The organism is Castellaniella denitrificans, from assembly GCF_027214045.1.
In the GTDB taxonomy this organism is placed as follows: domain Bacteria; phylum Pseudomonadota; class Gammaproteobacteria; order Burkholderiales; family Burkholderiaceae_B; genus Castellaniella; species Castellaniella denitrificans_A.
On record NZ_JAPWHE010000001.1, the window covers coordinates 166,716 to 193,376 of the forward strand.

Below are 26,661 nucleotides of genomic sequence, written 5' to 3' on the forward strand. Positions count from 1 at the left end.
GACCCCGGCGTCGACAGCGACGGGGGGATGCACAAGCTTGCATGTGCCTAGACAAGCTGCGCCGATCCTTGCATCAGGCGGGGCTGGCGGGCAGCAGCCAATCGCAACACTGAACACCGCCCACGCCGATCGGATCTGTAACGCTTGGCACCCTGGGTAAAAAGGCCCTGGGGTGCGTCAGCACCGCAGGGCCTTTGCTTCTTTGAGCCAGCCCACAAGGGCTGGCCGGGTGCGCCGTCTATGCGTTCACCACGTATGCATCCAACAGCCGCATGAATGCCGCCATCTGGCGCACAGTCATGAGTGGCAAACGCCAGGGCCTGCCCTGGTCGTGGCACTCACGCATATCGCAAGCCAGTCTGCTAAGATCGTGGCTCATGGTCATTTCTCCTTTCATGTGGTGGGTGGCTGTGCAGCCCCGTTCAGGCCGCTTACCTGAACGGGGCGTTTTCATTGCGCGGCGGCCGCTTCCAGTTCTTGCATGGCCTGCCGTGCTGCCCATTGGGCATTGCCGGTCAACTGACGAACCCAGGCGCTGCGAGTCGGACTCCATCGGAAACCGTGACGCTTGAGAATTTCGCGGGTCGCCTTCTCCGGCTTACCATCGAACAGGAACATGGCGCGGTTTTCCTCGGGATCCTCGCGGTATACGTACCCTTCGCCTGATTTTTCGACGGCCTCACGACTTTCGGCGCGCTCCAGTTCTTTGATTCGGGCCGCGATGCGGCGCATGTTGGCGCCGTTGTTGGTCAATTCGAACGAGGCGAACCCGATACGGCCTGCATAGTCCGGCTCAATCAGGCGGCGGGCGGTAGCCTCGGTGATGCCATCCAGACCGGTCAGGGCCGCGATGGCTGCATGGGCATCGTTCCTGTGCTTGCGCAGTAGCGCGTTGGCCTTCTTCATGAGTTCATGGACGGCCTGGGCCTTGCGCAGTTGCGCCTTCAATTTTTCGATGGCGTCTGGATCGTCACTCGAAATCCCGCCCTTGCCGACGCTGGCTGCTTTGCGTTCGTAGTGGCCGGCCTTGTCCTGCATGGCAAATGCTTTGCCGTAGGTGTCGTGGATCCGGTTGCGGTAGTTGCGGTCGCGGCTCTCACTATGGTGCCCGACCAGGATGGGCTGACCGAACGGGATCGCCTCGGCCATCTTGCGGGCCTGGGCGTGAATGGAGTCGGCCTGGTGCCTTGCGGCATCGGCTCGGTCTTCATAGCGGGCGCGGCGGGCGGCTTGCTTGGCTTCGTAGGGGTTCATGGTGCGATTTCCTCTAGGTTGTTGCGGCCTGCCTGGACAACAGGCCAGCGAGTGGTACTGCTGAAGATCAGGAATTCAGCCATTGGGCATAGGTTTTGAGCGGCTGGCCTGTCGTGATGTCCTGGCCGCTCCCGTCATCAGCGCATGCCCGATAAATCTGATATTCCTGGTCGTACGTGCCTCGCCTGCGGAGCTTGAATTCGTTGACCATCCGCAGCGACCGGGCGCAGTCTTCCAGTTCTTGGCGCAGGGCGTCGAGGATATGGATAGCCCGGCCGCGAGTGTTTCTACCGTTGCGCACACTGGCTGCGATACGCTCGGCATCGCGCCGCGTGAACCGCATGCATTGATCGGGGGTCGTGTGGCGGGGATCAGATACAAGGCCGTTCGTGATCGTGAAGGACAGATACACGCCCTCGCAGGCCACAACCCAGCCCTCACCCAGCAAGACGCCGTCGAGTTTTGCTCTGGCCTGCTCCAGCCGTGCGCGGTATTCGAGTTGCGACGTAATGAATTCATTGCGGCAGGACTCGGCGGCGGCGGTGGCGTATGCGCGGGCCTCTGTCTCCACATCGACCAAAGACGCGGGCAAGGGTGGCAATTTGGGATTGTCCATGTTCATTTCTCCATTCTGTGGTGGCTGGTGGTCTGTGGGCGGCACCGCCGCCCGGGGGATGGTTAACACTGGCCGCGTTCGGCCAGCGATACGGTGTCAGTCGCTCCGACAACGATGTGATCCAACAGGCGCACGTCGATCAGCGCCAGCGCCTGCTTTAGCTGTTTGGTCATGCTGATATCGGCGCCGCTCGGTTCGGGGATGCCGGACGGGTGGTTGTGGCTCATGATGCAAGCGGCCGCGTTCATGCGAAGGGCGGTTTTGACGATTTCGCGGGGGTAGACGCTGGCATGCGACAAGGTGCCGTGCGCCAGTTCCACGTACTTGATCACCCGCAACTGCGTATCGAGAAAAAGCATTGCGGCGCACTCGTGCCCCAGACCGGTCAATTTCGCTTGGAAAAACTCTTTAACGGCCCTGGGCTGGCCCAAGGCCTGACCGTCGGACAGCAAACCATGTGCAGCGACTCGACCGGCGGCCAGGATCTGCGCATCGGTGGCGACCTGGTAGCAGCCTTGAGAATCCCGTACAAACAAGGTTTTCCCGTCGTTCATGTCGTCATAGCTGAGTGCCGGGGTAGCCTCGAAGTTCAAAGATGCTTGCATGGCCATGGTCCTAAAAATCGCTTCCGTGGTTGGAAAGGTTTTCTGTGCTGACCGGATCCGAAGATTCTTGAGCCTGGGCGTAGATTTCGATGTTCGATGCGCTACGCTGGCCGTCCGGTGTTGCCGCCGTCTTCCGTGAGTTCCGTCGCCTTGCCGTGCTGAACCCCGTAGCGCCGACCGGAAAGGGGACGGCACGCAAGCCGCAGCCCGCAGCGCAGCGAAGGGACCGGGTGAGTACCGGCCCCTTGCAGGGAGAAGCGCAGGGGTACAGTCGGCGTTTTAGGCGGCGGAACTTACGGGAGACGGGTAGCGGTGGCCCAGGAGTGGGTGGCTGAGAACAGCGGCTGCGCGGCGAGCGCCCCCAGCCGTGCGCTTGGCGTACGGCTCAAATTCTGGTTCTGGGGGTTTGTTTTGCAGCGCCATCAGCGCTGTCCGAAAGGGATTGAAGCCCGCCAGGGGCAAGACCCAAAGGGGCTTGATTCACGAAAGCCCGTCCCCGGCGTTGCGCCGGGGTGAGTCAGAAGAAATTCGCGAAGGTCAGTGCAGAAGAGTCTCTATGTGCAGCAAATCTACCAAGCACGCGAGAAAGCGAGCCGCTGCAAAACAATCCGCTGATATCCTCGCCAGCAATTCGATGAAGTCAACTGATCAGACCGAAATTTTGAGGCTGGCCAAATTGTCAGTCAGAACTTTGGCAGCGTGGCCAGGGCCATAGACAACCAAATACAACTTAACCAGATCCAGCAACTGCTGAAGCCAGCATATCCTTCAGCTCATTGCGAGTGAGTTCATTTCCTGTGTCAATCATGATGACTAATTCGCCGACAGGAGCGATTCTGACCTCGTAAGGGGTTTCACGCGCTGATTCACTCATAGAACATCTTTTGCTTTACAACTCAAGACTATTCATCTACTAGGATCTTCATAATATTGATATGCAAAAGAGTATAGCTAGGACACAACCTCATACTAACGATTAGCGCACACTTCGTTCCAAGCGAGCCGATGCTCATAACCAAGATCCGGATCTCCTTCGACAAGCGCAGTATATCGATTAATAAAAGAAGAAGGAGAGTCTATTAAACGAAGATAATATTTGAGTGTATCAAGAACTCCATTTACGATAATCTCGCAGCCATTGGAACGCCGAAATCCATCCGCAAGCTTCTTCACTTCGCTCGATTCACCTTCAGCGATGCCACTAGTAGAGAGAATTAAATAACGCTTAACTGATGCAGTTTTTATTTTCTGTATGGCTTCAGCAACATGTTCACGACTTATACCAATCTGAAACTTTATCTCCACAGCCTCAAAAGGTTCACCGTCTTTGTTTACATCAACATCTCCCACGGACCCACTCTTTCTATTAGCAGCTTTCATGCGTTCCAGAGGACCAAGCGTAAGTCCTTCATAACGATTCATCGTTGGTATGATACACTGGTAAATCGCATAAATAGCCACCTGTGGAAGGCGAGGACTATTCTTCTCATACCCGCGAAAAAAATGCTCCTTCAATAGTGTGATGGTCTGATCTATCGATAAGTTCTGAGGTTTCTCTAGAGGAATTTTCCCACGATTGCGTGCGTCGATGAGCTCACCGAATATGATCTCCAAAACAGCTTTTGAGAAAGCCACCGGGTTTTGAGCAGATTGAATTGCATTTACCACTTTAAGCATCAACGGACCAGCTAACTTCGGCTGCGTTTTAAGAACCAGGTCTGGCAAGTAAGGCCCAGCGAAAGAGAAAGTTTGGCTTAGCCAATGAGTCTCCACATTGTAGTAAAGGCTGTGGGCCTGTAAAAATGGAACCGTTCCGGCATTATCGATTGAGCGCGCAGAAAAGCCACCGGGGTGTTCGGACTTGTGCAATCGTATATCCTGCCGTGAATCGATTACCTTGTATGCAGCAAGCGTCAAGGCGATGCCACGGGCTGCATGCCGGATCTTGGATAATTGAAGCACTTCTGCATAATGTTCTTCACCGAGAATTTCTCGTTGAACGCCCCAATTACCAGATTTATGGGCGGCCTCGGCCACTAAATAAGAAGATTGTAATATCGCGTTGAAGCGCTCTAATTTTCCCTGTTCAACCTGCATATCAGAATCTTTCATCACGCGCTCCTACGCCGTTCCAACTGTGCTTTTCCGGATAACAACGGAAAAGGATATGTACAAAGCATCCGCTCATCGCGGATAGTAGCGTGAGTCTCGGGCAATCGAACATCCCATCTCATCTCACGCAACTGGTAAACCAAGCCCTTAACCTGACTGGGTTGGCAGCCAACGGCGCTGGAAAAATCTGTATTGGAAAGAAATTGACCACAATTATTCGATGAACCGAAGAATTCAAACGATTTCTCTAGCACGGACTTTCTCGCGCCAGAGAGTGTAGTACTTACTTTTACGGTATCGCCTCTATTCGCATAGTGCCCATATATATCAATAAGCGTATAGAACTGGCTATCTTTGGTTATCGAATCCTCAATGATGTCCCAAACTCTGAAAATGTCTTCGTTACCAATCAACCCTGCTTTACAATGCAGCACATCCACACTCAGTAAGTATTTTTCAAGCCCGGATATTACTATGTCTATTTCTCGCTTCGGTTTCCCCGCTACCGGCGATATCATGAGTTCGATGTGACTGCCAGCCCGCTGTTCGCTAACCGTATAAAAGCGCTTCCCCATCTCGGATATGGGAGGCTGTAAAAGCGTCTCTTTGGTAAAGAAGCCCTCATACCCAACAAAGAATTTCGTTTTCACACTAGCCCTGGGACGCTGAATAATCTCGAGATTTGGGAAGCGCCTAGCCACCTCGGATCTTGCAACCATTTTGAAATGATTCGTCCGCTCACGCTGCCGCTTTCGGAATGTAGAAATAAACCCAGCAGGCCGCTTGGCATAACGGAGTGGACTAGAGGGACGCAGTAGCTGTTCTTTAACAGAAACTGCGATCACTTCGGCCAGCCCAGGAGGTACAGAATTGCCGATTTGTTCTACCACTTTTCCAAACGTGCCGACTAACTCATAGCTATCTGGGAAGCTCTGAAGCCTTTTCAGCTCATCAATCGTAAAATGCCTGTTCTTCCAATGGAAAGGTCCCGTGAATTTTCCAGGCTGTGCTTTAATAGTTCTGGACGGGAAGTGCCGATCAGCCTTGTAAAGAAAGTCGTGGAACTTTGAGCGCCATGCGAAGAATGGTTTTGGATAGCCCATTTCCCGTGTGAAAAATGAATAGTTCAGGCCTTCCGGGACCAATGGAAGCAGATGACCGTAGAGGCCATCAAACTCATGATAGGGCTCATCTGGGTCTTGAAGATCCCCAATCGCATCTATGATTGAAACCAGTGGCCTATCTGTCTCAGAATCAGGGCCGTGCGTAGGCACAGGGAACTCATAGCTTAGGCTCTTGTCGCGATAGCCCACGATGATCAGCCGCTCTCTGTGCTGGGGAACCCCATAGTCCGCGCTGTCTACGACTTCTGCTTTTAGCTGATAGCCCAGCTTCCCAAAAGCGTTACATATTTCCCGCCATGGCTGCCCGCCATTGGCTCCCGGCAACCCGTATACATTCTCAAAAACGAAAACTTTAGGCTCGATAGCCCTCAAGATTCTGCAATATGACTCAAACAGCCGCCCTCTTTCATCGATTGTGCCCAATACTCCGCCAGAGCGTCTGCCAGCAGCCGAAAACGTTTGGCATGGAGGTCCTCCAATCACGCATTCAACACCGATTCCCGCGTAGGGCGCAGGATCGAAATCTCGGATATCTTCACAGTGAATTCTAAGGTTGGGACCAAAGAAACGGCCAGAACCGCTATTAGCCGCCAGGCTCTTCGCATAGACGGGTTCAATTTCGACGCATCCGAGGATATCAAAGCCCGCTTTGTGAAATCCGATATCTAGGCCACCAGCCCCTGAGAATAAGCTGAGTGTCTTAATTTTTCTTGAGGTCATATTTATTTCACTATTCATAATTTCGTGGGTCTTATGAGCATAGTCTTGATGCTGCAGCCCATTGACCAAATTAGACGTCTATCAAGATGAGAATTCTGTATCTCAAACTGTTTCAAAATTCTCGTCTTTTGATATCCGCGGCTTTATGACGCCGCAGTGCTTGTAGATGGTAGTTCTTGAGACACCATAGTCCCTGGCGACATCTGCCACGCATGTGGTGGGATCGCGCAACAGGGATTTTATGGTGCGTATCTGTTTGTCGCTCAGCGCGGCGGGACGGCCACCATTGCGGCCTCGTGCCCGAGCGGCCGACAGTCCCGCCTGTGTACGCTCGCGGATCAGGCTACGCTCAAATTCTGCCAGCGCGGCAAAGACGTGGAATTGCAACTTCCCTCCCGCCGTGCCTGTATCGATCTTCTCTGTCAGGCTCTCGAAATGAATCCCCCGACCCTGCAGTTCTTCAATGATCCGCACCAGATCAGGCAGACTACGCCCTAAGCGATCCAGCCGCCAGACCACCAACGTATCATCCGGCCTCAGTGCTTTCAGGCAATGGGACAGTTCTGGACGTTGAGCATTTTTCCCGCTGGCTGTTTCCTCATAGACCAAGCTGCAACCAGCCTGCTGGAGCGCATCACGCTGCAGATCCAGATGCTGATCGTCGGTGGAAACACGGGCATACCCGATGCGTTGATTCATGGACAGTTTACGGACACAGATAGCTGTACAAGTTTACCAACACTTTACGGTATTGCTGTATGAAGATCCAGTGATTTTTTCAGACTGTCCAAAAAACTACCGTTTGTTGAACATCAACTCAAAACGGAATGCTGTCGTCCATGTCCGCCAACTTGGCTTCTTTGCCGCCCGACCTTTGTGGCGGATCGGGCCAATGGTCAGCCCGACTCAGCAGCGCATTTACACCATCCTCGGTGATATGGTAAGAAAAGTAGTCGTAATGATCCTGCTCGTCGGTTGCCAGGCGCTTTTCCACATACCCCAACCGTTCTAATTTAATCGCGGCAATGTGATTTTTAATCTCAGGGACGGACTTTTTTAGGCTGTGCTCAATGCTTAATAGGCTCAGGCCACCCGGAAACCTCGTGTAGCTGGCTGCGCATGCGGCGAGAAATTCCAAATCATCGCCGGTGAGATCGTATGCCTGGGGATTGACCCGGGTTCGCTCCCTAGCTGGGCTACCAATATGTTCAAGCAAGCCTAGCTTGCGAGCCGAGTTCTTGATGAGCGTGCATGCCGTGTTGGTGGCTGACTCCAGATCCCCATCCGAGCGATCAGCCTCATAGTCCGCCATTGTCACGCCAAGCAAGTCGGTGGGAAGGCGAAGCTCTACACCGCGTGGCTTCACAATGAAGCATCGCTCAAGACCGATAGCACCGATGAATAATCCCAGTTCGAACAACACGTTGTCGCGTATGACGTTCTGATGTTGCTCCCGAATCAGTACTTCATCATCTGGGGCGAAAACGAACAGAGCGAAGTCAACGACGGAGGACTTTTCCACCACTGCATTGATAGTCACAGATGAAAGATTGAAGGTACCGTTCTTCCATATTGTTGCCTCAAAATCGTGGTCGAGGTTTACATTAAAGGCGTCGGCTACCTTCAACTTTTCAGCCGAAGAAGCAATAAATAACCGAGGCTTTCTCATCACCACCCTATCCTTTTCTTGTTATCTAACTATGCCCCAGTTCTGCTGGCACTGCGCCCATATCGCTGGCTACGCTGATCGGTTGGAAATCTGACATGCTGTTGATGAAGACCGCTTATTGGAAGTTTGCCTACGGCATCGCCTCTACGATGTACGGCCCGATTATTTGATCCGCACCGATGCTATCCAATGCATTCTTTACGGCCTGGGCGTTTACCAGCTGGTCCGCGTGCAGACCGTTAGGTCTGAAGCCCCAATCTATAAAGCCACCAGAATCTATGAAAAAGGTCTTATGCTCCCCATCGACTGTACAGCATATGGCGTATTTAACCTTTTTGCTGTAAACACGGCCATTGAAAGTATGCCTGCTGACACAAACAAGCTTTCGACCGTGCTTCCTTGCATAGCCTATTGCACTACTTACATCGTGGGGCCGGCATTTCACCAACTTTGAGGGAGTCGCCAAAAACACGTTTAACTGCAAATCATCAATCTGGCTCAGCAAATCTACTTCTTGATCGCCTACGTAATAGGCGGATGCTTCCTGCACCTCAATATTCACTGCCTCATAAGCCTTTAAAACAAGAGGTGGGCTAAATGTTCTCAGCGTGAGAACCATATCAGAGGAAGCAGCAAATGCTTCAAAGATCGCTATGGATTTGTCTTTCCTATTGATTAGCGTAATCTCTTTGATGCCATAAGCAGAGTGCCTGTTGCCACCATACGTAACTTTCACGTCTACTTTGCAGCCAATCTTGGTCCATGCAAAATAAAGTGTAAAAGGAAGTGCAGCTAAACTAAGAACGCGGACTATGTCCATAGTGGCCATGCCACTCATTCAATTTGTCCCCCTCAAATCCGGCCAGATCTGCCACCAGTCGTCCGGCCGCAGCTGCTTGCGTGTTACGGCCCCACCAGTCAGTTCTTCGATCTCGACACAGCGGATGATGGGCACGGGGCGCTTGCTCATCGCCCAGTCGCTCACGGTCACGGCAGTCACACCTAGTTTTTCAGCTAGGGCAGTGGCGCTGCCGACAAGGGCGCAAGCCTCGCGAATGGGCTGGAAATCAGACATTTTGCTAAATATGTTTCAATTCTATGCAGCCTGCTATACTGCGGCCTGCGTTGTTCGGGCTGCCCAGCCCACGGCTGGACAACGAATAAAAAAGAGCTATTGACGATTATTAGTCATTGACTTATAATATCATCACTTGCTGACCCACAGCACTAGCTCTTTGAAAACCAGAAACCGATGAATACCGCACCCGCAGCCGATCACGGCGCTGGTCTGTGCGGCAACCTGTAGCGTATCGGGGTTGAAGTAAAACCGATAAAAACCCGTCCAACTGTCGGCCCCTAGAGTGGGGCGCAGCACGATAGCATGCACGGGGGACTTTTCCAGCTAAAGCGCCAGTTAGACGATGGCGACGTAATCGGACTATGGCAGCAGGAACAGACTGCAGCAGATGCCAGCGCGTCGAGCCGGGAGGTTGCCGGGAACAGCGACAAGCGGGGCATCTGTGATCAAAGCAACCGGCCCGCCTTCCAGTAGACAGCGGCACCGGATCACAAGGCCGCACGCTGCGGCCGCTTTGGATAACGCCCTGATTTAGGGCGCTGCCCAAAGCGTCACTATTCTTGACCACCGCACAATGACGAACTCTAGCAGCACGTCGGCCAGCGTCAGCCCTGGTCGTCGGTCGTTTGCATCCGTGGCTGAGGATTGGCTCGCCTTGGTCGCTCCGACGATATCCACCACGACCCTTGCTGAATACCGCCGTGCGCTGGACAGATACTTTTTGCCGACCTACGGCCGCAAGCCGATCGCAAGCATCCAATACGAGGAATTCGCGTTGTTCGTGGCCCGTCTGCCACCCATGGCGGGCAAGACCTTCAACAACATCATGATCCCTGCTCGGGGGGTCTTTGAGTACGCTTTCCGAACCCGCAAGGTCAAACAGGACATCACCACTCATATCCTCTGGCGCAAGCACCAAGCGCCTGGCCCAGATCCGCTTGAAGTCGATGAGGTCATGACGGTCCTGGACCACTTGGCTGCGGCCTACCATCCGGTGTGGCGCAACTACTTCGAGGTCGCTTTCTTCACTGGCCTGCGCCCCTCGGAAATGATCGCCACGCGCTGGCCATCTGTTGACTTCAGACGAGAACAGTTGCGGGTGTCCGCTGCGCGTGTCCGGGCAACGGACAAAGACACCAAGACTCACGCAATCCGCCATGTTGATCTGCAGACGCTCGCCCTCTGCGCATTGCGACGACAACGAGAATTGACGGAATCGAAGACTGGGCTGGTGTTTCTCAACCCGAGTACAGGCAGGAAATTTGCCGATACGGCCGCGCCGCTGCAAGTTTGGTACGACGCATTGAAAGCTGCTGGGATACGGAAACGTGGTGCACGACAGACCAGACACACCTATGCCACACTGTGCCTGCATGCCGGAATGAACCCGGCGTATGTCTCGCGTCAAATGGGCCATGCAAACGCCAAAATGTTCTTTGAGGTCTATTCCCGCTGGATCGACGGTGACGCCAACACCCGAGAAAAAGCCAAGATGGACACTTTTCTTACCGTATCTTCAACAACTCCTTTTCCAACCTAAACGAGTTTTCGTAACTCGTTGATTTATCTGGCGCGCCCGACAGGAATCGAACCTGTATCAGAAGCTTCGGAAACTCCTATTCTATCCATTGAACTACAGGCGCAGCATGGGGACGCCATTGTAGCGTGTTTGCGCCGCCCGCGCTGGCATGGCCCATGCGCGCCATGCAGCCGCACAGGCCAGTCGCTATAATCTTCGGTTGAAGCCTGTAACACGAACGATTACCAGGATCCCATCATGAGTCTCCCCGAACACGCCCACGGACACGAAAGCGCCATCAAGACCCCGCGTCAGTTGCTGGTCACCGTCATCCTGGCCTTCCTGATCCCGATCGCGGTCATCATCCTGCTGGTCAACCTGGTGGGCGCGTCCATCCGCACGGGCGCCGGTTCCGACAGCCAATCGGGCGAAGCCATCGCCCGGCGCATCCAGCCCGTGGCCGGCTTCAAGCTGGTCGACGCCGATGCGCCCAAAGTCTTCAAGACCGGCGAACAGGTCTTCCAGTCCACCTGTTCGGCCTGCCACGGCACGGGCGTGGCGGGGGCGCCGAAATTCGGCGACAAGGACGCCTGGGCGAAATACATCAAGCTGGGCTACGAAAGCCTGGTCCAGAACGCCATCCATGGCATCAACGCCATGCCCCCGAAGGGCGGCAACGCCTCGCTGGACGACTTCGAGGTCGCACGCGCCGTGGTCTACATGACCAACCATTCGGGCGCCAATTTCGACGAACCCAAGGAACCCGCCGCCGGCGACGCCGCCAAGCCCGAAACGGCCGCCGCGCCGGCCGCCGCACCCCAGGCCGCCATGGCCAAGCCTGCCGAAGCCAAGCCTGCCGAAGCCAAACCGGCCGCCGCCGCCCAGGCCGAGGCCAAGCCGGCCGCGCAGGCCGACGCCGGCAATGCCGTCGGCAAGAAACTCTACGAGTCGGTCTGCATCACCTGCCACTCCATCGGCCTGGCCGGCGCGCCCAAATTCGGCGACAAGGCGTCCTGGGAACCGTTCATCAAGACGGGCCTGGACACCATGCTGAAGAACGCGATCAACGGCGTGAACGCCATGCCCCCACGCGGCGGCTCGCAAGCCTCCGACGAAGAGCTCAAGGCCGCCATTCAGTACATGGTGGACGCAGCGAAATAAGATCCGGCACCGGCCGCCCATCGGCGCGGCCCATCGGCTCCCGCAACCCCGGCCCGCGCCGGGGTTTTTTCATGTGCGGACGCCGCGTATCCGGCCGTGCCCTACCCATCTATTTTCAAACGATTGTTTGATTTAGAATGGGGCACCACCCGGCGGGCCAGCCGGGGCCCGTCCGCCCGGTCGATCCGGGCGGCCCCATCCCCACGCGGAGACAAATCCTCATGCCCCACCCCACCGTCACGGCACTGCACCAGTCCATGACGCTGCCCGTCATGGCGGCGCCCATGTTCATCGTCTCGAACCCGGAACTGGTGATCGCCCAATGCGCCAGCGGCATCATCGGCTCAATGCCGGCGCTCAACGCGCGTCCCCAGGAAAAGCTGGGCGAATGGCTCACGCAGATCGAAACCAGCCTGTCGGCCCTGCGCGCCGCCGACCCTGACCGGCCGATCCCGCCCTACGCCATCAACCACATCATCCACCAGTCCAACGACCGGCTGCAGCACGACCTGGAGGTCTGCGCCGAACACCGCGTGCCGCTGATCATCACCAGCCTGCGCGCGCCCAACCAGGTCGTGGACGCGGTCCACGGCTGGGGCGGCAAGGTCTTCCACGATGTGACCACGCTGCGCCATGCGCAGAAGGCGCTGGAAGCCGGCGTCGACGGCCTGATCCTGGTGTGCGCGGGCGCCGGCGGCCACGCGGGCACGCTCTCGCCCTTTGCCCTGCTGGGCGAAGTCCGGCGCATCTTCGACGGCCCGGTCTGCCTGTCGGGCGCCATCAGCCGGGGGCAGGACGTTCTGGCCGCGCGCGCGATGGGCGCCGACTTCGCCTACGTCGGCACGCGGTTCATCGCCAGCACCGAGGCCAATGCCCAGCCGGAATACAAGCGGATGATCGTCGACACGGCCGCCGCCGACATCGTCTACACCCCGTACTTCACCGGCATCCCGGGCAACTATCTGAAACCCTGCGTGCGCAACATCGGACTGGACCCGGACAATCTGCCCGCCGCCCAGGACACGAATTTCGGCGGCGACAGCAAAAAAGCCTGGCGCGACATCTGGGGCGCGGGCCAGGGGGTGGGCAACATCGACGCCGTGCTGCCCACCGCCGACATCGTCGCCCGCCTGCGCGACGAATACCGCGAAGCCGCCCAGGCGCTGCGCGACGGTTTCGTCGAGGAGGTTCGCGTATGATCCGCATCGAACGCCAGGGCGCCGTCCTGGAAATCCTCATCGACCGTCCCGAACGGCGCAACGCCCTGACCGACGCCATGTACCGCGACATCGAACGCGCCCTGCGCGAGGCCGACGCGGACCCCGCCTGCGCGGCGGTGATCCTGCATGGCGCGGGAGGGCATTTCACCGCCGGCAACGATCTGGCGGAATTCCAGATGCCGCAGGACAGTCGCGACGTGGGCTCGATCGCCTTCCTGCACGCCCTGGCCTCGGTGAACGTGCCGGTCATCGCGGCGGTGCGGGGCCAGGCGGTGGGCGTGGGCGTCACGCTGCTGCTGCACTGCGATTTCGTCTACGCCGCGGCCGACGCAGTGTTCCGCCTGCCGTTCGTGTCTCTGGGCCTGTGCCCGGAAGGCGCGTCCAGCCTGCTGTTGCCGCGCATCGCCGGCGATCGCCGGGCTGCCCGGTGGCTGCTGGGCGCCGAACCCTTCGGAGCCGAGGAAGCGCTGGCCGGCCAGTTGCTGACCGGCGTGGCCGATGACCCGCTCGCCTCGGCGCGCGCCTGCGCCCGGTCGCTGGCCGCACAGCCCGCCCCGGCTGTCCGCGCCAGCAAACGCCTGCTGCGCGAACCCGGCCGCGCCGAGGTCCACCAGGTCCTGGACGCCGAAGCGGCGGTATTCTTCGAACGCCTGAAATCGCCCGAGGCCCAGGCGGCTTTCCAGCAGTTCTTTTATCGCAAGGCCACCTCAAGCTGAAACGCCGGCGCGGGCCGCGCCGGCCTGCGCGCCCGGGTCTGTTGTTTTTCAGAACATAAACCGGGGCTGATTTCAGGTGCTTACACAAGATTAGGGTTTTCCCCTATCTTTCGATTAGGGTTTACCCTATACTGGCCTTGTTGAAATCTGAAGCTTCTGAAACAGGAGTCAGTCATGCAAGCCACGCACACCCCGAATCTGCTGTCCGACGCGCTCGAACGCGCCTACAGCCACTCCCTGCTCGACGCCACGCACCAGCCCCTGCAAGTGGGCAAGGGCATCCGCACGGCGGGCCGCGCGCTCGGCCGCGCCGCCCGCGCCACCGGCCGCTTCATCGCCAACGTGATCAACGCCCAGGCCGAAGCCCGCGCGCGCGACATGCGCTACACCCGCGCGCCCTGGTAATCAGCGTTTCAGCAAGGCCTTGAGCCGGTCCAGCGTCCGGTCCGGATCGGTATCGCCGACCGGGCCGGGCGCTTCGGCTCCCAGGCCCATTTCCGCGATGAAACGCGAGGGCTCGCAGATCGTGTCTTCGCGCCCTCGCCGCCGCTTGCGGCACCAACTGATCCTCAGCGTGCGCTGCGCGCGCGTGATGCCCACGTACATCAGCCGGCGCTCTTCCTCGATGCGCCGCGCCCGGGCCGCGACGGCGGCCTCGCTCACATCCCCCTCCTCGTCGCCGCCCCGGTGCGGCAACAGTCCTTCCTCGACCCCGATCAGATAGACGTGGGGGTATTCCAGCCCCTTGGACGCGTGCAGAGTGGACAGCTTGACCGCGTCGGGCTCCTCGTCGTCGGCACGCTCCAGCATGGTGACCAGGGCGACGTGCTGGACCAGTTCCAGCAGGGTCATGTCATCCTCGTCCGCCTTGCGCTTGAGCCAGTCCAGCAATTCCAGCACATTGGTCCAGCGGGACTGCGCCTGGCGCTCGTCCAGCGTGTCGTACAGGTGACGCTCATAATTCATCGCCCCCAGCAGATCGTCCAGCACCCGTCCCGCGTCGTCTCCGCGCAGGCCGTCGATGCCCGTCGCCGCGCCCGCCAGGCCGGCGCTGGCCGGCCCGACCGCGCCTGCCGATGACACCGGGCCCACGTCAAAAGCAGGCGGATCCGGATCGAAGGCCAGCAGGTCGCCCTGGACGTCCGTCCCCGGCAGGGGCGGCACCGCGCCACCGCGCCGCGCCGCGCGTGCCTGGAAATGATCCACCAGCCGGACGAATTCGCGCACGGCCTCGCGCTGCCGGGGTGCCGGCAGGACGGCTTCGGACACGTCGGCCGCCACCGCGTACAGCGACACGCCACGCCGGGCGGCTTCCGTCCCAAGGGCCTGCAGGGTGCCCTGGCCGATGCCGCGACGGGGCGTGGTCGCCGCGCGGATGAAAGCCGGGTCCTCGTCCTCGTTGGCGATCAACCGCAGCCAGGCCAGCACATCGCGGATCTCGGCCTTGTCGAAGAAACTCTGGCCGCCCGACACCGTATAGGGAATCCGCAGCGTGCGCAGGGCCTGCTCCATCACCCGGGCCTGGTGGTTGCCCCGGTACAGCACGGCGAAATCCTTCCACTGGGCCTGGCGTTCGAAACGCGCCGCCGACAGCCGCATGGCGATGGACTCGGCCTCGGCCAGATCCGAATCCATGGGCGTGACCACGATGGGTTCGCCCGCCCCCAGTTCCGACCACAGGGTCTTGTCGAAGGTCTTGGGATTGTGGCCGATCACCCGGTTGGCCGCCTCCAGGATGGTCTGGACGGAGCGGTAATTCTGCTCCAGCTTGATCAGCCGCAGCGACGGGTAGTCGCGCCCCAACTGGGCCAGATTTTCCACGGTGGCGCCGCGCCAGGCATAGATCGCCTGATCATCGTCGCCCACCGCCGTGAACATGGCCCGGTCCCCGCACAGCATGCGCACCAGCTGGTACTGGCAGACGTTGGTGTCCTGGTATTCATCCACCAGCAGGTACTGGACCCGCGACTGCCAGCGCGCGCGCAAGGACTCGTCGGCCGCCAGCATCCGCGCGGGCAGGCGGATCAGGTCGTCGAAATCCACCGACTGATAGGCGCGCAAAGTCGCCTCGTAGCTGCGGTAGACGCGCACCGCCTCGGCCTCGTCGGGGCCTTGCGCGACCCGCGACGCGCCGTCCGGGTCCAGCAGGGCGTTCTTCCAGAGGGAGATCGTCTGCTGTACCGACCGCAGACGGGCGCGGTCGGTCGTGGCCAGCAGTTCCTGGATGATGCCCTGGGCATCGGTCGCATCGAGGATCGAAAAACCGCGCTTCAGCCCCGCGCCGGCGTATTCCTCGCGCAAAAACCGCAGTCCCAGAGAATGGAAAGTCCCCACCGTCAGCCCGCGCAACAGCCGGGGATCCACCAGCGCGCGGACCCGTTCGTTCATTTCGCGGGCCGCCTTGTTGGTAAAGGTCAACGCCACCACGTGGCGGGCCTGATAGCCGCATTCGCGCAGCAGATAGGCCATTTTCTGGGTGATGACGCGGGTTTTGCCGCTGCCCGCGCCGGCCAGCACCAGGCATGGGCCGTCCAGGTAGAGCACGGCCTCGCGCTGGCGGGCGTTCAGGCCCTGCGGCAGGGTGGATCCCGGTCCCACGGATCAGATCTCCTGGGGATCGATCTCGATCCCCCAGTGCTGGACGGCCCCCCGGGCCAGTTCGTCCAGGCCGGGCAGCAGCGCCCGCAACAGCCGGTGCAGCGCGCCGCGTCCGTCGGATTCGAACAGCAACTGGGCGCGCTCGACCCGCGCCACGCGCACGATGCGCAACGGCACGGGATCATGGATCCGCACGCCGGCGGCTTCGGGCAGCGCGCCCGCCCGGGCGCGGGCGGCTTCCAGGAAGTCCAGCGCATCGCGCACCCGGACCGCCTGCGCCGTCAGCAGCGCCTGGCTGGAGAACGGCGGCAGGCCCAAGTCCCGTCGCTCTTCCAGGGCATGGGCGGCGAAGCGCTCGTAATCGTGCCGCAACAGCGCCTGATAGACCGTCTGCTCGGGATAATCGGTCTGCACGATCACCTGGGCGCCGCCCTGGCGCCGGCCGGCCCGGCCGGCCACTTGCATCAGTTGCGCGAACAGCCGCTCCGGCGCGCGGAAGTCCTGGGAAAACAGCATGGCGTCGGCGTTCAGCACGCCCACCAGCCCCAGGCGCGCGAAATCGTGCCCCTTGGACACCATCTGCGTACCCACCAGGATGTCGGCCTCGCCGGCGTGCGCCCGGGCGAACAAGGCTTCGGCGCTGCCTTTCAGGCGGGTGGCGTCGGCGTCGATGCGCAGCACGCGCGCGCCGGGAAAGCGTTCAGCCAGGAATTCCTCGACCCGCTGCGTGCCCCGCCCCATGGGCTGGATGTCGGGGTCGCCGCAATCGGGGCAGGCGCGCGGCACCGGCATGGCGTCGCCACAATGGTGACATTGCAGCACGTGTCTGCCGCCCAGGCGATGCAGCACCATGTGCGCCGTGCAGCGCCGGCACTGGCTGACCCAGGCGCAGGACGCGCAGCGCAGCACCGGCGCATAGCCGCGCCGGTTGATGAACACCAGGCTCTGCCCACCTTGCGTCAGCCGGCTTTCCAGCGCGTCCAGCAACTGGGGCGTGAAGCCTTGTTCCAGCCGGGCGCGGCGCGTGTCCACCAGACGGATCTCGGGCAGCGGCTGTGCCTGGGCGCGCTCCGGCAACGACAGCAGCCGGTAGTCGCCCTCCTGCGCATGGCGCCAGGTCTCCAGGGACGGCGTCGCCGACCCCAGCACCACCGGGATGCCCAGATCATGGCCGCGCCACACCGCCAGGTCGCGCGCCGAATAGCGCAGACCGTCCTGCTGTTTGTAGGATGCGTCGTGTTCCTCGTCGACCACGATCAGGCCTGGACGCGGCAGCGGGGTGAACAGCGCCAGGCGCGTGCCCAGCAAGATGTCGGCCTGGCCACGCGACGCCCGCAGCCAGGCGCGCAGACGGTCGCCTTCGGACAGGCGACTGTGGATCACCGCCAGCCGGTCGCCCAGGCGCGCGCGCACGCTCTGCTCCAGTTGCGGCGTCAGATTGATTTCCGGCACCAGCAGCAACACTTGCCGGCCCGCCGCCAGCACATCCCGCGCCAGGCGCAGATAGAGTTCGGTCTTGCCGCTGCCCGTCACGCCATGCAGCAGCGCCACGCCGGTCCCGGCCGCCAGCAGATCCCGCAGGCCCGCCAGGGCGCGGACCTGCGCGTCGGTCAGAACCGGGCCTTCATCGTCCCGCGCCGGATCGGGCACCAGCCGCGCGGCACCGGCCGCGCCCGCCGCCGGATCGACCGGCCCGGCCTGGGCGGCGTCCTTGCGCTTGCGCGCGCGCGCGCCGCCGGGCCGCCGGTCGGCGCGGCACACCGGCCCCCCCGCCGAGCGCGCGCCAGTGTAGGCGGCGGGCTTGCGCAGCGACGGCGGCAGCACCGGCAGCAGCACCTCGCCCAGGGGCCGGTGATAATAGTGCGCGGCGAATTCCGCCAGACGCAGCCAATCGGCCGGCATGGGCGGCAGGTCGTCCAGCACGGCGTCGATCGGCCGCACCCGGTCCGCCGACACGCCGGGCGCCTCGCGGACGGCCCACACCATGCCCACCATGGCCCGGCGGCCGAACGTCACCCGTACGCGCACCCCCGGCGCCACGGGCCGGTCATGGGAATAATCGAACAGGCCGGGCAGGGGCACATCCAGCGCCACGGCCAGATAGACGGTTTCCCCCGCCAGGACCCGCCCGGTCTGTGGATAACTTTGTGGAGAATCGCCGTGCAGAGGGGTCAACACCAAGCCGTCCAAATGGTCAAGTCTCTCGAAGGCCCACAACAAAGACCAATTTATGCTTTTAAAACAATGTCTTGCATAACATAGCAAGAATCTGTCTGCAGTGATGCGCGTAAACCCTGATGTCTGAGATTTTTGTGCATAAGCACAAAGCCCCGAAGCCCGCACCCACCGGTGTTCTGAACATCAAACAGGCCGCAGGGCCCCGTTTTCCAGGCTCCACATGGCGTAAATCACCGTCTGGCGGGCGTCATGATTCATGATAGGCGCGGCTGGCGGCATGGACTTCGTCCACCAGGACGGAGACAGCCTCCGGCGGCGTGTACTGGGAAATCCCGTGACCCAGGTTGAAGACGTGCCCCCCGGACCCCACCGGGCCGAAATCGGCCAGCACCCGCCGGACTTCGGCGCGGATGGCGGCCTCGCCGCCGAACAGGGTCATGGGGTCCAGGTTGCCCTGGAGGGCGACCCGGTCGCCGACGCGGCGGCGGGCCGCGGCCAGGTTGGCCGTCCAGTCCAGTCCCACGGCATCGCAGCCCGTGGCGGCGATGTCCTCGATCCACTGTCCCCCGCCCTTGGTGAAGACGATGACCGGCACGCGACGGCCCTCGTGTTCGCGGATCAGACCGTCCAGCACCTGGCGGGTGTAGGCCAGGGAAAATTGCTGGAACAGGCCGTCGGCCAGCACCCCGCCCCAGCTGTCGAACACCATCACGGCCTGGGCGCCCGCCTGGATCTGTGCGTTCAGGTAGGCCTGCACGGCCTGGGCGTTGACCGACAGGATGCGATGCAGCAGGTCGGGCCGGCTGTAGAGCAGCGTCTTGATCCGCCGGTAGTCGGAACTGCCCGCACCCTCGACCATGTAGCAGGCCAGGGTCCAGGGACTGCCGGAAAACCCGATCAGCGGCACCGAGCCGGCCAGTTCCCGGCGGATCAGCGACACCGCGTCGAACACGTAGCGCAAGCGCTCCAGGTCGGGAGCCTGCAGTGCCTGGATCGCGGCCTCGTCGCGCAAGGGGCGCTCGAAGCGCGGCCCTTCGCCCGCGACGAATTGCAGCCCCAGCCCCATCGCGTCGGGCACGGTCAGGATGTCGGAAAACAGGATGGCCGCGTCCAGGTCGAAGCGCCGCAGCGGCTGCAGCGTGACCTCGCAGGCGTATTCCGGATTCTGGGCCAGCCCCATGAAGGAACCGGCCTGCGACCGGGTCTGGTTGTATTCGGGCAGGTAGCGCCCGGCCTGGCGCATCATCCAGAGCGGGGTACAGGGCACGGGCTGGCGCAGCAGCGCGCGCAGGAAGGTGTCGTTTTTCAGTTCGGGCACAGCGGATCCTAGGAGAACGGCGCGGGATCCGGTGAGACGAACGTCCACCACGGATCCGGGAAGTCGTCCGTGCGGGGACGTTGCCTGGATTTTACCCGGCTTGGGGAAACGGGTCGGTCCAAGGCGCCGGCAACCACGATGTCGCAGGCGCCGGCCCGGCGGAAAGCCCCTGTCCAGGCATCATGGTTTACCCTTGCTTTTGGTATTTTTCATGCGTCAACAGAATTTTTCCCTGTTTACATCCGAATTTCAGGCCATTCGCCTGAAACCACGGTGTTAGCATTCCCAAAATTTCATATTGGAGGGTGTGTCAGACATGGAATCCCTGAATCAACTCGTCAACCAGATCAACGGTCTGGTCTGGGGGCCGCCGATGCTGGTCCTCATCCTGGGGACCGGCCTGTTCCTGATGGTGATCCTGAAGCTGATGCCGCTGCGGCGCATCGGCACCGGCTTCGCGATGATCTGGCGCGGCCGCCACCGGGGCGACATGGCTACCGGGGAAATCAGCCCGTTCGAAGCGCTGATGACCTGCCTGGCCGCCACCGTCGGCACCGGCAACATCGCCGGGGTGGCCACCGCCATCGCCGTCGGCGGCCCGGGCGCCCTGTTCTGGATGTGGTGCACGGCCCTGGTCGGCATGGCCACCAAATACTGCGAAGTGGTGCTGGCCGTCCATTTCCGTGAAAAGGACGACCGCGGCGAACACGCCGGCGGCCCCATGTACGCCATCAAGAACGGCCTCGGCCGCAAATGGCTGTGGCTGGGCGTGGCGTTCGCGATCTTCGGCGGCTTCGCCGGATTCGGCATCGGCAACATGGTCCAGGTCAACAGCATGGCCCTGGCCCTCGAGTCCACTTTCTCCGTCCCGCTGTGGGTGACGGGCGTGGTCACCATGGTGCTGATCGGCCTGGTCATCCTGGGCGGCATCAAGCGCATCGGCGCGGTCGCCGCGTCCCTGGTGCCCTTCATGTGCGTGGCCTACGTGCTGGCCGGCCTGGCCGTGCTGGCCATCAACGCCGAGCGCATCCCCGAAGCCCTGGATCTGGTCTTCACGCACGCCTTCTCGCCCATCGCCGCCACCGGCGGCTTCGCGGGCGCCGCCGTCATGGCCGCCATCCGCTACGGCGTGGCGCGCGGGATCTTCTCCAACGAGGCCGGCCTGGGTTCGGCCGGGATCGCCCAGGCCGCGGGCACCACCACCAACGCGGTGCAATCGGGCCTGATCGGCATGATGGGCACCTTCATCGACACGATCATCATCTGCAGCATCACCGGCCTGGCCATCGTGTGCTCCGGCGTCTGGAGCAGCGGCGCCAGCGGCGCGGCGCTGTCGGCCAGCGCCTTCGAGGTGTCCATGCCGGGCATCGGCGGGGCCATCCTGACCCTGGCGCTGGTGGTGTTCGCCTTCACCACCATCCTGGGCTGGAGCTACTACGGCGAAAAGTGCTGGGAATTCCTGCTGGGCACGAAATCGACCCTGCCCTACCGCATCATCTGGGTCGTCGTGATTCCGTTCGGCGCCGTCAGCCAGCTGGATTTCGCCTGGCTGCTGGCCGATACGCTGAACGGCCTGATGGCGCTGCCCAACCTGGTCTCGCTGATCCTGCTGAGCCCGCTGGTGCTGAAGCTGACGCGGGAATACTTCCAGGACCAGGCCGGCCAGCGGTCCTGATGCCGCCCGCCGGCGCGCGCCGCCTCAGTCCGGGGCCGGCGCGCGCCGATAGGGCGCCGGATCGATGTCGTGCTTGCGCATCAAGGCCCAGAACGCGCGCCGGTGCTTCTGGGCCATGCGCGCCGCCAGGGTGATGTTGCCCGCGTGACGCCCCAGGGCGGCGCGGATGTAGGCGCGTTCGAACCGGGCGACCACCTGGCATTTGGCGGCGCGAAAGGATTCCCGCGAGGTGGCCCGCTGCATGGCCACGGCCACCGCGTAGGCCTCCAGTTCGCCGCCCGAACGATCCAGGATGGTGTCGCAGAACGCGATCTCGGACTCGGTGACCGGGGGTTCCGGCGAGCCCGCCCGCAGGGCGCGCGGACGCGGCGGCAGCGGCCCGCAGCCCGGGGCCGGCCGACCGGCGCCATAGGCCGGGACATGTTCGGAAATACAGGCCGGCGCCAGCCGGTTCAGGGCATGGTCCAGCCGGGCGCGCAGTTCATCCGGACAGAAAGGCGGCCGTACGAAATCGGCCACTCCCAGCGCCATCAGGTCGCGCACCGCGGGCGCCCTCAGGCCCACCGCGTAAACCAGCAGCGCCGCCGGCGGACGGCCCGCCAGAGCGGCCAGGGCCGTGCGCCATTCGCGGATCGAGGATTCGTCCACGTACAGCAGCCCGGCGTCGTAGCGGCCCCGCGCCATGGCCGGATCGGCCAGCGCGTCGGCCGCCGCGCCGTACGGCCGCAGCGGCGTGTGCAGCACCAGCCGGCCGCCCAGATGCGGGCCGCGCAAGGCGGCCGCCCAGTCTTCCCTGCCCGGCGCCAGAATGGCGCAATCCAGTCGTTCCCTCATGTCGTCTCCCCTGTTCATATCGAAAAGACAGGATAGGAAAACGGCGGACGGGCGGACAGTCGCAAAACCACGACGGTATTCCCCACCAGGGCGGACGCGATCCCGCCACGTGTCAGCGATCCTCGTGCAGGGGCTCGCCGGGCCGGGCCCCCAGACAACTGGCGCTGGATTCCGGGGAAGACCTGTTCGACGAAGGCGGCTCTCAATCCGCCGCCAGATCCAGCCCCTGCTGACCGTCTTCGTTGAAGGCACAGACGATCGTTCCATAAAGCACCCGCTACCTGGCCATGAGGCACATTGAACGGGATGGGTCGGAAATTCGATGGCCGAGAAATACATGGGATTCTGCCGCGAAGACGCCTGCCAGCGTTCGATCACGGCAGCCCGTTTTGGATCGACTCAATGCATCCTGCGTTTCTGGCCGAGCCAGATCCGCCCATAACGTGGTTGCCGCCCCCAGTCCGGTCGCCACCAGGGCCAACGAGCCGTCTTCCATTGAAACCAGCACCTCGGACGGATCGATGCCCCTGGAGGCTCCCCGCAAGAACTCGGCGACGTCTTTCTGAAACTCCCCCAGCAGGCTCAAAGGGACGGGATTGGCACGGCCATCCATGGTGCACCCCGGCACCGCATTGATGCAGGCATGCCCCGCCGGCGACCTTCGCGGCCGGCCCGTGCAGGAGCCGCTGCACGCCTGCCGCACGGCGGCGCCAGGCACCGCAGCCCAAGCGCAGCGCGCCTTGCGGCAGGCGGTCCGATTCCGGCCGGAAAAGTTGGCACGTGAATTGCTTACTCCTGAATGAAGTCCTTTCATCACCAGGGAGAGCACCATGTACGACGACACCATCGACGGCTTCGTGAAAGCCGCCAACGCAAAACTCGACCTGCTGCGCCGCGCGCCGCACGGATTCTTCGTGGGCTGCATGCTGGCCGGCGCCTACATCGGCCTGGGCATCATCCTGATCTTCAGCCTGGGCAGCCACGTGCCGCCGGACCTGCGCCCACTCGTCATGGGCGCCACCTTCGGCATCGCGCTGATCCTGGTCGTCATCGCCGGCGCCGAACTGTTCACCGGCCACACCATGGTCATGACCCTGCGCCGCTACAAGGGCCAAGGCAGCTGGGCAGAAGCCTTCTCGGTCCTGGGCGTGAGCTGGATCGGCAACCTCTGCGGCGCGGCCGTGCTGGCGGGCCTGTTCGTCATGGGCGGGGGCGGCGGCCTGCTGACAGACCCGCAGGGCCTGCTGATGACGGCCGCCGCGCACAAGATGAACGGCGGCGCCGCCAGCCTGTTCGCCCGCGCCGTGCTGTGCAACTGGCTGGTGTGCCTGGCGGTCTGGATGTCGGCCCGCGTGTCCTCCGACAGCGCCCGCTGCATCGTCATCTTCTGGTGCCTGATGGCCTTTGTCGCCAGCGGCTACGAGCACAGCGTGGCGAACATGACCCTGTTGCTGCTGGCCCTGGCAGGCAACCACCCCGAGACCGTGAGCCTGGGCGGCATGGCCTGGAACCTGGCCTGGGTGACGCTGGGGAACATCGTCGGCGGCGCCGTCTTCGTCGCCGGCGCCTACCGGGCGGCCTCGCCCGCGCCGATGCTCGCACCGGCGGCCGAGCGTGAGCCCGGCACGCGGCCAGCGCTGGACGCCTCTGCCGCACGGCCCTGATCCCCATGAGCCCCCCAGATTACCGGAGCACACCATGAACCCCCACGACCTTCCCGCCTCCGCCGCAGGCCCGCACTCCGCACCGCGCCTGATCGTCATCGGCCACGGCATGGTCGGCCACCGCCTGCTGGAAGAACTGACGCGCGAAGCACACGGCTACACCATCACCGTGCTCTGCGACGAACTCCGACTGGCTTACGACCGGGTGAAACTCAGCCAATGCTTCGACGGCGCGGACGCGCAGGACCTGACGCTGGCCGACGAGGCATTCTTCCGTGAGCACGGCATCACCGTGCTGCGCGGCACGCGGGCCGCCTGGATCGACCGCAAACGGCGCCAGGTCCACGTTTCGGACGATCAGTTCCACCCCTATGACAAGCTGGTCATCGCCACGGGCTCCAACCCCTTCATCCCACCCATCGAGGGCGCGGACCGTCCCGGCTGCCTGCCCTACCGCACGCTGCAGGACGTGGAAGACATCCGCGCATGCGCCGCCGGCAGCCGGCGCGGCGTGGTCATCGGCGGCGGCCTGCTGGGGCTGGAGGCCGCCCGCGCCCTGCGCGGCCTGAACCTGGACACCCATGTCGTCGAGTTCTCCGCGCACCTGATGGCGGCGCAGCTGGACGAGCGCGGCGGACGCCTGCTGCGCGCGAAGATCGAGGCCCTGGGCATCCACGTCCACACCTCGAAGATGACCTCGGCCATCGGCGACGGCCTGCGCTCGCGCCACCGCCTGCGCTTCTCGGACGGCGACTTCCTGGAAACCGACATGGTGGTCTTTTCCGCTGGCATCCGGCCCTGCGACCGCCTGGCGCACAACTGCGGCCTGGTGATCGGCGAACGCGGCGGCATCGTGATCGACGCGCACTGCCGCAGCTCCGATCCCGCCGTCTATGCCATCGGCGAAGTCGCCAGCTGGCAGGGCGGCACCTTCGGCCTGGTGGCGCCCGGCTACGAGATGGCGCGGGTCTGCGCCGCGCACCTGCGAGGCCGGGACACGCCGGTCTTCCAGGGAGCACAACCCGGTACCAAGCTCAAACTGCTGGGCGTGGACGTCGGATCCATCGGCGACGCCCACGGCCGCGCGCCCGGCAGCGTCAGCTGCGTGTTCGAGGACACGCTGGCCGGCACGTACCGCAAGCTGGTCATGGACCCGAAGGGCAAGCGGCTGCGCGGCGCCGTGCTGGTGGGCGACACTGGCGCCTTCGGTCTGCTGGACCAGTATTTCAGCAACGGTCTGGACCTGCCCGACCAGCCAGCCGCGCTGATCGCGCCTCAGGCCGGCGCCGCGCCGGCGCTGGGCGTGGACGCGCTGCCCGACACGGCGCAGATCTGTTCCTGCAACCAGGTCGGCAAGGGCGCCCTATGCGGCGCCATCGCCGACGGCTGCACGACCCTGGACGACCTGAAGGCCCGCACCCGGGCGGGCACCACCTGCGGCGGCTGCGTGCCTCTGGTCAAGCAGGTGCTGGAAAGTGAACTGCGGCGCCGGGGCATCGCCGTGGACCATAGCCTGTGCGAGCACTTCCCGCATAGCCGCCAGGCGCTCTACCACCTGATCCGCGTCAACGACATCCGCGACTTCAAGACCCTGATCGCCCGTCACGGCAAGGGCAAGGGCTGCGACATCTGCAAGCCCACGGCGGCGTCGATCTTCGCCTCATGCTGGAACGAATACGTGCTGTCGCCCAGGCACGCGCCCCTGCAGGACAGCAACGACGCCTACCTGGGCAACCTGCAGAAAGACGGCACCTATTCCGTGGTGCCTCGCGTCCCGGGCGGGGAAATCACGCCCGACAAGCTGATCGTCATCGGCGAAGTCGCCCGCAAGTACGACCTGTACACCAAGATCACCGGCGGCCAGCGCATCGATCTGTTCGGCGCGCGCCTGGAACAGCTGCCGGCGATCTGGCGCGAACTGGTCGACGCCGGATTCGAATCCGGACACGCCTACGGCAAAGCCCTGCGCACGGCCAAGTCCTGCGTGGGCAGCACCTGGTGCCGCTTCGGCGTGCGTGATTCGGTGGGCATGGCCATCCGCCTGGAACAGCGCTACCGGGGGCTGCGCGCGCCGCACAAGATCAAGATGGCCGCCTCGGGCTGCACCCGCGAATGCGCCGAAGCCCAGAGCAAGGACGTGGGCATCATCGCCACCGAAAAAGGCTGGAACCTGTATGTCTGCGGCAACGGCGGCATGCGCCCGCGCCACGCGGAACTGCTGGCCTCGGATCTGGACGACGACGCACTGATCCGCATGATCGACCGTTTCCTGATGCTCTACATCCGCACGGCCGACAAACTGCAGCGCACCGCCACCTGGCGCGAAAGCCTGGAAGGCGGCCTGGACTACCTGAAGGACGTGGTCGTGCACGACAGCCTGGGCCTGGGTGCGGAACTGGAGGCGCAGATGCAGGCCCTGGTGGACGCCTACGAATGCGAATGGGCCGCCACACTGAAGGACGAACAGGCCCTGCGCCGCTTCCGCCCGCTGATCAACAGCGACGCGCCCGACGAGCACATCGTCCACGTGCGCGAACGCGGCCAGCCGCGCCCGGCCACCGTGCGAGAACGCGAAGCGCTGGCCGTCCCGGCCGAATGAA

General features: G+C 62.4%; 22 protein-coding genes and 1 tRNA gene. 8 read left to right on the forward strand and 15 right to left on the reverse strand.

Translation table 11 applies throughout. The features are described from left to right. Positions 1 to 450 precede the first annotated feature (450 nt). The 9 genes from O4H32_RS00885 to O4H32_RS00925 form a co-directional block, all read right to left on the reverse strand. Positions 451 to 1,254, reverse strand: coding sequence for a DUF3560 domain-containing protein (locus tag O4H32_RS00885; protein WP_269355835.1), 804 nt, complete (start codon positions 1,252 to 1,254; stop codon positions 451 to 453). 67 nt (positions 1,255 to 1,321) lie between these two features. Beyond that, entirely contained in the window at positions 1,322 to 1,870 is a 549-nt protein-coding gene (locus O4H32_RS00890) for a hypothetical protein (protein ID WP_269355837.1), read from the reverse strand. Positions 1,871 to 1,932: 62 nt separating this feature from the next. Then, on the reverse strand, positions 1,933 to 2,424 hold the full coding sequence (gene radC / locus O4H32_RS00895) for a RadC family protein (protein WP_269356929.1): 492 nt from the start codon (positions 2,422 to 2,424) through the stop codon (positions 1,933 to 1,935). Positions 2,425 to 3,444: 1,020 nt separating this feature from the next. Continuing rightward, the gene (locus O4H32_RS00900; protein WP_269355839.1) at positions 3,445 to 4,587 is read right to left on the reverse strand and encodes a hypothetical protein; all 1,143 of its coding nucleotides are present in this window, start codon (positions 4,585 to 4,587) and stop codon (positions 3,445 to 3,447) included. Beyond that, positions 4,587 to 6,500 carry a DNA cytosine methyltransferase gene (locus tag O4H32_RS00905; RefSeq protein WP_269355841.1) on the reverse strand — a complete coding sequence of 638 codons (1,914 nt, stop codon included), beginning with the start codon at positions 6,498 to 6,500 and terminating at the stop codon, positions 4,587 to 4,589. The genes O4H32_RS00900 and O4H32_RS00905 overlap by 1 nt, the downstream gene beginning before the upstream one ends. Before the next feature lie 33 nt (positions 6,501 to 6,533). Further along, positions 6,534 to 7,130 carry a recombinase family protein gene (locus tag O4H32_RS00910; RefSeq protein WP_269355843.1) on the reverse strand — a complete coding sequence of 199 codons (597 nt, stop codon included), beginning with the start codon at positions 7,128 to 7,130 and terminating at the stop codon, positions 6,534 to 6,536. Between the two features lie 118 nt (positions 7,131 to 7,248). After that, a complete protein-coding gene (locus O4H32_RS00915) occupies positions 7,249 to 8,100 on the reverse strand; it encodes a nucleotide-binding protein (protein ID WP_269355844.1) in 852 nt (283 codons plus the stop codon). A gap of 130 nt (positions 8,101 to 8,230) precedes the next feature. Further along, positions 8,231 to 8,929 carry a hypothetical protein gene (locus tag O4H32_RS00920; RefSeq protein ID WP_269355846.1) on the reverse strand — a complete coding sequence of 233 codons (699 nt, stop codon included), beginning with the start codon at positions 8,927 to 8,929 and terminating at the stop codon, positions 8,231 to 8,233. Between the two features lie 9 nt (positions 8,930 to 8,938). Next, entirely contained in the window at positions 8,939 to 9,175 is a 237-nt protein-coding gene (locus O4H32_RS00925) for a transcriptional regulator (protein WP_269355847.1), read from the reverse strand. 577 nt (positions 9,176 to 9,752) lie between these two features. Here O4H32_RS00925 and O4H32_RS00930 point away from each other — a divergent pair. Continuing rightward, positions 9,753 to 10,718 carry a tyrosine-type recombinase/integrase gene (locus tag O4H32_RS00930; protein ID WP_407932588.1) on the forward strand — a complete coding sequence of 322 codons (966 nt, stop codon included), beginning with the start codon at positions 9,753 to 9,755 and terminating at the stop codon, positions 10,716 to 10,718. A gap of 28 nt (positions 10,719 to 10,746) precedes the next feature. Here O4H32_RS00930 and O4H32_RS00935 read toward each other — a convergent pair. Then, positions 10,747 to 10,821, reverse strand: a tRNA-Arg gene (locus O4H32_RS00935). A gap of 134 nt (positions 10,822 to 10,955) precedes the next feature. On the opposite strand from O4H32_RS00935, the gene O4H32_RS00940 reads away from it, so the two are divergent. From O4H32_RS00940 to O4H32_RS00955, 4 genes are all read left to right on the forward strand, one after another. Then, the gene (locus O4H32_RS00940) at positions 10,956 to 11,858 is read left to right on the forward strand and encodes a c-type cytochrome (protein ID WP_269355850.1); all 903 of its coding nucleotides are present in this window, start codon (positions 10,956 to 10,958) and stop codon (positions 11,856 to 11,858) included. A gap of 221 nt (positions 11,859 to 12,079) precedes the next feature. Beyond that, positions 12,080 to 13,057, forward strand: a complete 978-nt coding sequence (locus O4H32_RS00945; RefSeq protein ID WP_269355852.1) for an NAD(P)H-dependent flavin oxidoreductase — start codon at positions 12,080 to 12,082, stop codon at positions 13,055 to 13,057. After that, the gene (locus O4H32_RS00950; RefSeq protein ID WP_269355854.1) at positions 13,054 to 13,794 is read left to right on the forward strand and encodes an enoyl-CoA hydratase-related protein; all 741 of its coding nucleotides are present in this window, start codon (positions 13,054 to 13,056) and stop codon (positions 13,792 to 13,794) included. The genes O4H32_RS00945 and O4H32_RS00950 overlap by 4 nt, the downstream gene beginning before the upstream one ends. Positions 13,795 to 13,968: 174 nt before the next feature. Further along, a complete protein-coding gene (locus O4H32_RS00955; protein WP_269355856.1) occupies positions 13,969 to 14,199 on the forward strand; it encodes a hypothetical protein in 231 nt (76 codons plus the stop codon). Here the strand turns inward: O4H32_RS00955 and O4H32_RS00960 are convergent, their stop codons facing one another. The 3 genes from O4H32_RS00960 to hemE form a co-directional block, all read right to left on the reverse strand. Then, complete coding sequence (locus tag O4H32_RS00960) at positions 14,200 to 16,392, reverse strand: UvrD-helicase domain-containing protein (protein WP_269355857.1); 2,193 nt, start codon at positions 16,390 to 16,392, stop codon at positions 14,200 to 14,202. Positions 16,393 to 16,395: 3 nt separating this feature from the next. Next, complete coding sequence (locus O4H32_RS00965) at positions 16,396 to 18,513, reverse strand: primosomal protein N' (protein WP_269356931.1); 2,118 nt, start codon at positions 18,511 to 18,513, stop codon at positions 16,396 to 16,398. Positions 18,514 to 18,817: 304 nt separating this feature from the next. Further along, a complete protein-coding gene (gene hemE / locus O4H32_RS00970) occupies positions 18,818 to 19,888 on the reverse strand; it encodes a uroporphyrinogen decarboxylase (RefSeq protein ID WP_269355859.1) in 1,071 nt (356 codons plus the stop codon). Between the two features lie 316 nt (positions 19,889 to 20,204). Here hemE and O4H32_RS00975 point away from each other — a divergent pair, with 316 nt between their 5' ends. Continuing rightward, positions 20,205 to 21,563, forward strand: coding sequence for an alanine/glycine:cation symporter family protein (locus tag O4H32_RS00975; protein ID WP_269355861.1), 1,359 nt, complete (start codon positions 20,205 to 20,207; stop codon positions 21,561 to 21,563). A 24-nt stretch (positions 21,564 to 21,587) separates the two neighbouring features. Here O4H32_RS00975 and O4H32_RS00980 read toward each other — a convergent pair whose 3' ends face one another. Then, positions 21,588 to 22,397: a helix-turn-helix domain-containing protein gene (locus O4H32_RS00980; protein WP_269355863.1), complete on the reverse strand. Its 810-nt coding sequence runs from the start codon at positions 22,395 to 22,397 to the stop codon at positions 21,588 to 21,590. 277 nt (positions 22,398 to 22,674) lie between these two features. Next, positions 22,675 to 23,010, reverse strand: a complete 336-nt coding sequence (locus O4H32_RS00985) for a hypothetical protein (protein ID WP_269355864.1) — start codon at positions 23,008 to 23,010, stop codon at positions 22,675 to 22,677. A gap of 217 nt (positions 23,011 to 23,227) precedes the next feature. Between O4H32_RS00985 and O4H32_RS00990 the strand changes: the two genes are divergently transcribed. Continuing rightward, positions 23,228 to 24,061, forward strand: a complete 834-nt coding sequence (locus O4H32_RS00990) for a formate/nitrite transporter family protein (protein ID WP_269355865.1) — start codon at positions 23,228 to 23,230, stop codon at positions 24,059 to 24,061. A gap of 34 nt (positions 24,062 to 24,095) precedes the next feature. Next, positions 24,096 to 26,660 carry a nitrite reductase large subunit NirB gene (gene nirB, locus O4H32_RS00995; RefSeq protein ID WP_269355867.1) on the forward strand — a complete coding sequence of 855 codons (2,565 nt, stop codon included), beginning with the start codon at positions 24,096 to 24,098 and terminating at the stop codon, positions 26,658 to 26,660. Position 26,661: the final 1 nt, after the last annotated feature.

Bases quoted from the DNA above. Each gene is read 5' to 3' on its own strand.
- O4H32_RS00885 (WP_269355835.1), bottom strand. From the start codon at position 1,254: ATGAACCCCTACGAAGCCAAGCAAGCCGCCCGCCGCGCCCGCTATGAA.
- O4H32_RS00890 (WP_269355837.1), bottom strand. From the start codon at position 1,870: ATGGACAATCCCAAATTGCCACCCTTGCCCGCGTCTTTGGTCGATGTG.
- radC (WP_269356929.1), bottom strand. From the start codon at position 2,424: ATGAACGACGGGAAAACCTTGTTTGTACGGGATTCTCAAGGCTGCTAC.
- O4H32_RS00900 (WP_269355839.1), bottom strand. From the start codon at position 4,587: ATGAAAGATTCTGATATGCAGGTTGAACAGGGAAAATTAGAGCGCTTC.
- O4H32_RS00910 (WP_269355843.1), bottom strand. From the start codon at position 7,130: ATGAATCAACGCATCGGGTATGCCCGTGTTTCCACCGACGATCAGCAT.
- O4H32_RS00915 (WP_269355844.1), bottom strand. From the start codon at position 8,100: ATGAGAAAGCCTCGGTTATTTATTGCTTCTTCGGCTGAAAAGTTGAAG.
- O4H32_RS00920 (WP_269355846.1), bottom strand. From the start codon at position 8,929: ATGGCCACTATGGACATAGTCCGCGTTCTTAGTTTAGCTGCACTTCCT.
- O4H32_RS00925 (WP_269355847.1), bottom strand. From the start codon at position 9,175: ATGTCTGATTTCCAGCCCATTCGCGAGGCTTGCGCCCTTGTCGGCAGC.
- O4H32_RS00930 (WP_407932588.1), top strand. From the start codon at position 9,753: ATGACGAACTCTAGCAGCACGTCGGCCAGCGTCAGCCCTGGTCGTCGG.
- O4H32_RS00940 (WP_269355850.1), top strand. From the start codon at position 10,956: ATGAGTCTCCCCGAACACGCCCACGGACACGAAAGCGCCATCAAGACC.
- O4H32_RS00945 (WP_269355852.1), top strand. From the start codon at position 12,080: ATGCCCCACCCCACCGTCACGGCACTGCACCAGTCCATGACGCTGCCC.
- O4H32_RS00950 (WP_269355854.1), top strand. From the start codon at position 13,054: ATGATCCGCATCGAACGCCAGGGCGCCGTCCTGGAAATCCTCATCGAC.
- O4H32_RS00955 (WP_269355856.1), top strand. From the start codon at position 13,969: ATGCAAGCCACGCACACCCCGAATCTGCTGTCCGACGCGCTCGAACGC.
- O4H32_RS00975 (WP_269355861.1), top strand. From the start codon at position 20,205: ATGGAATCCCTGAATCAACTCGTCAACCAGATCAACGGTCTGGTCTGG.
- O4H32_RS00980 (WP_269355863.1), bottom strand. From the start codon at position 22,397: ATGAGGGAACGACTGGATTGCGCCATTCTGGCGCCGGGCAGGGAAGAC.
- O4H32_RS00985 (WP_269355864.1), bottom strand. From the start codon at position 23,010: ATGGATGGCCGTGCCAATCCCGTCCCTTTGAGCCTGCTGGGGGAGTTT.
- O4H32_RS00990 (WP_269355865.1), top strand. From the start codon at position 23,228: ATGTACGACGACACCATCGACGGCTTCGTGAAAGCCGCCAACGCAAAA.
- nirB (WP_269355867.1), top strand. From the start codon at position 24,096: ATGAACCCCCACGACCTTCCCGCCTCCGCCGCAGGCCCGCACTCCGCA.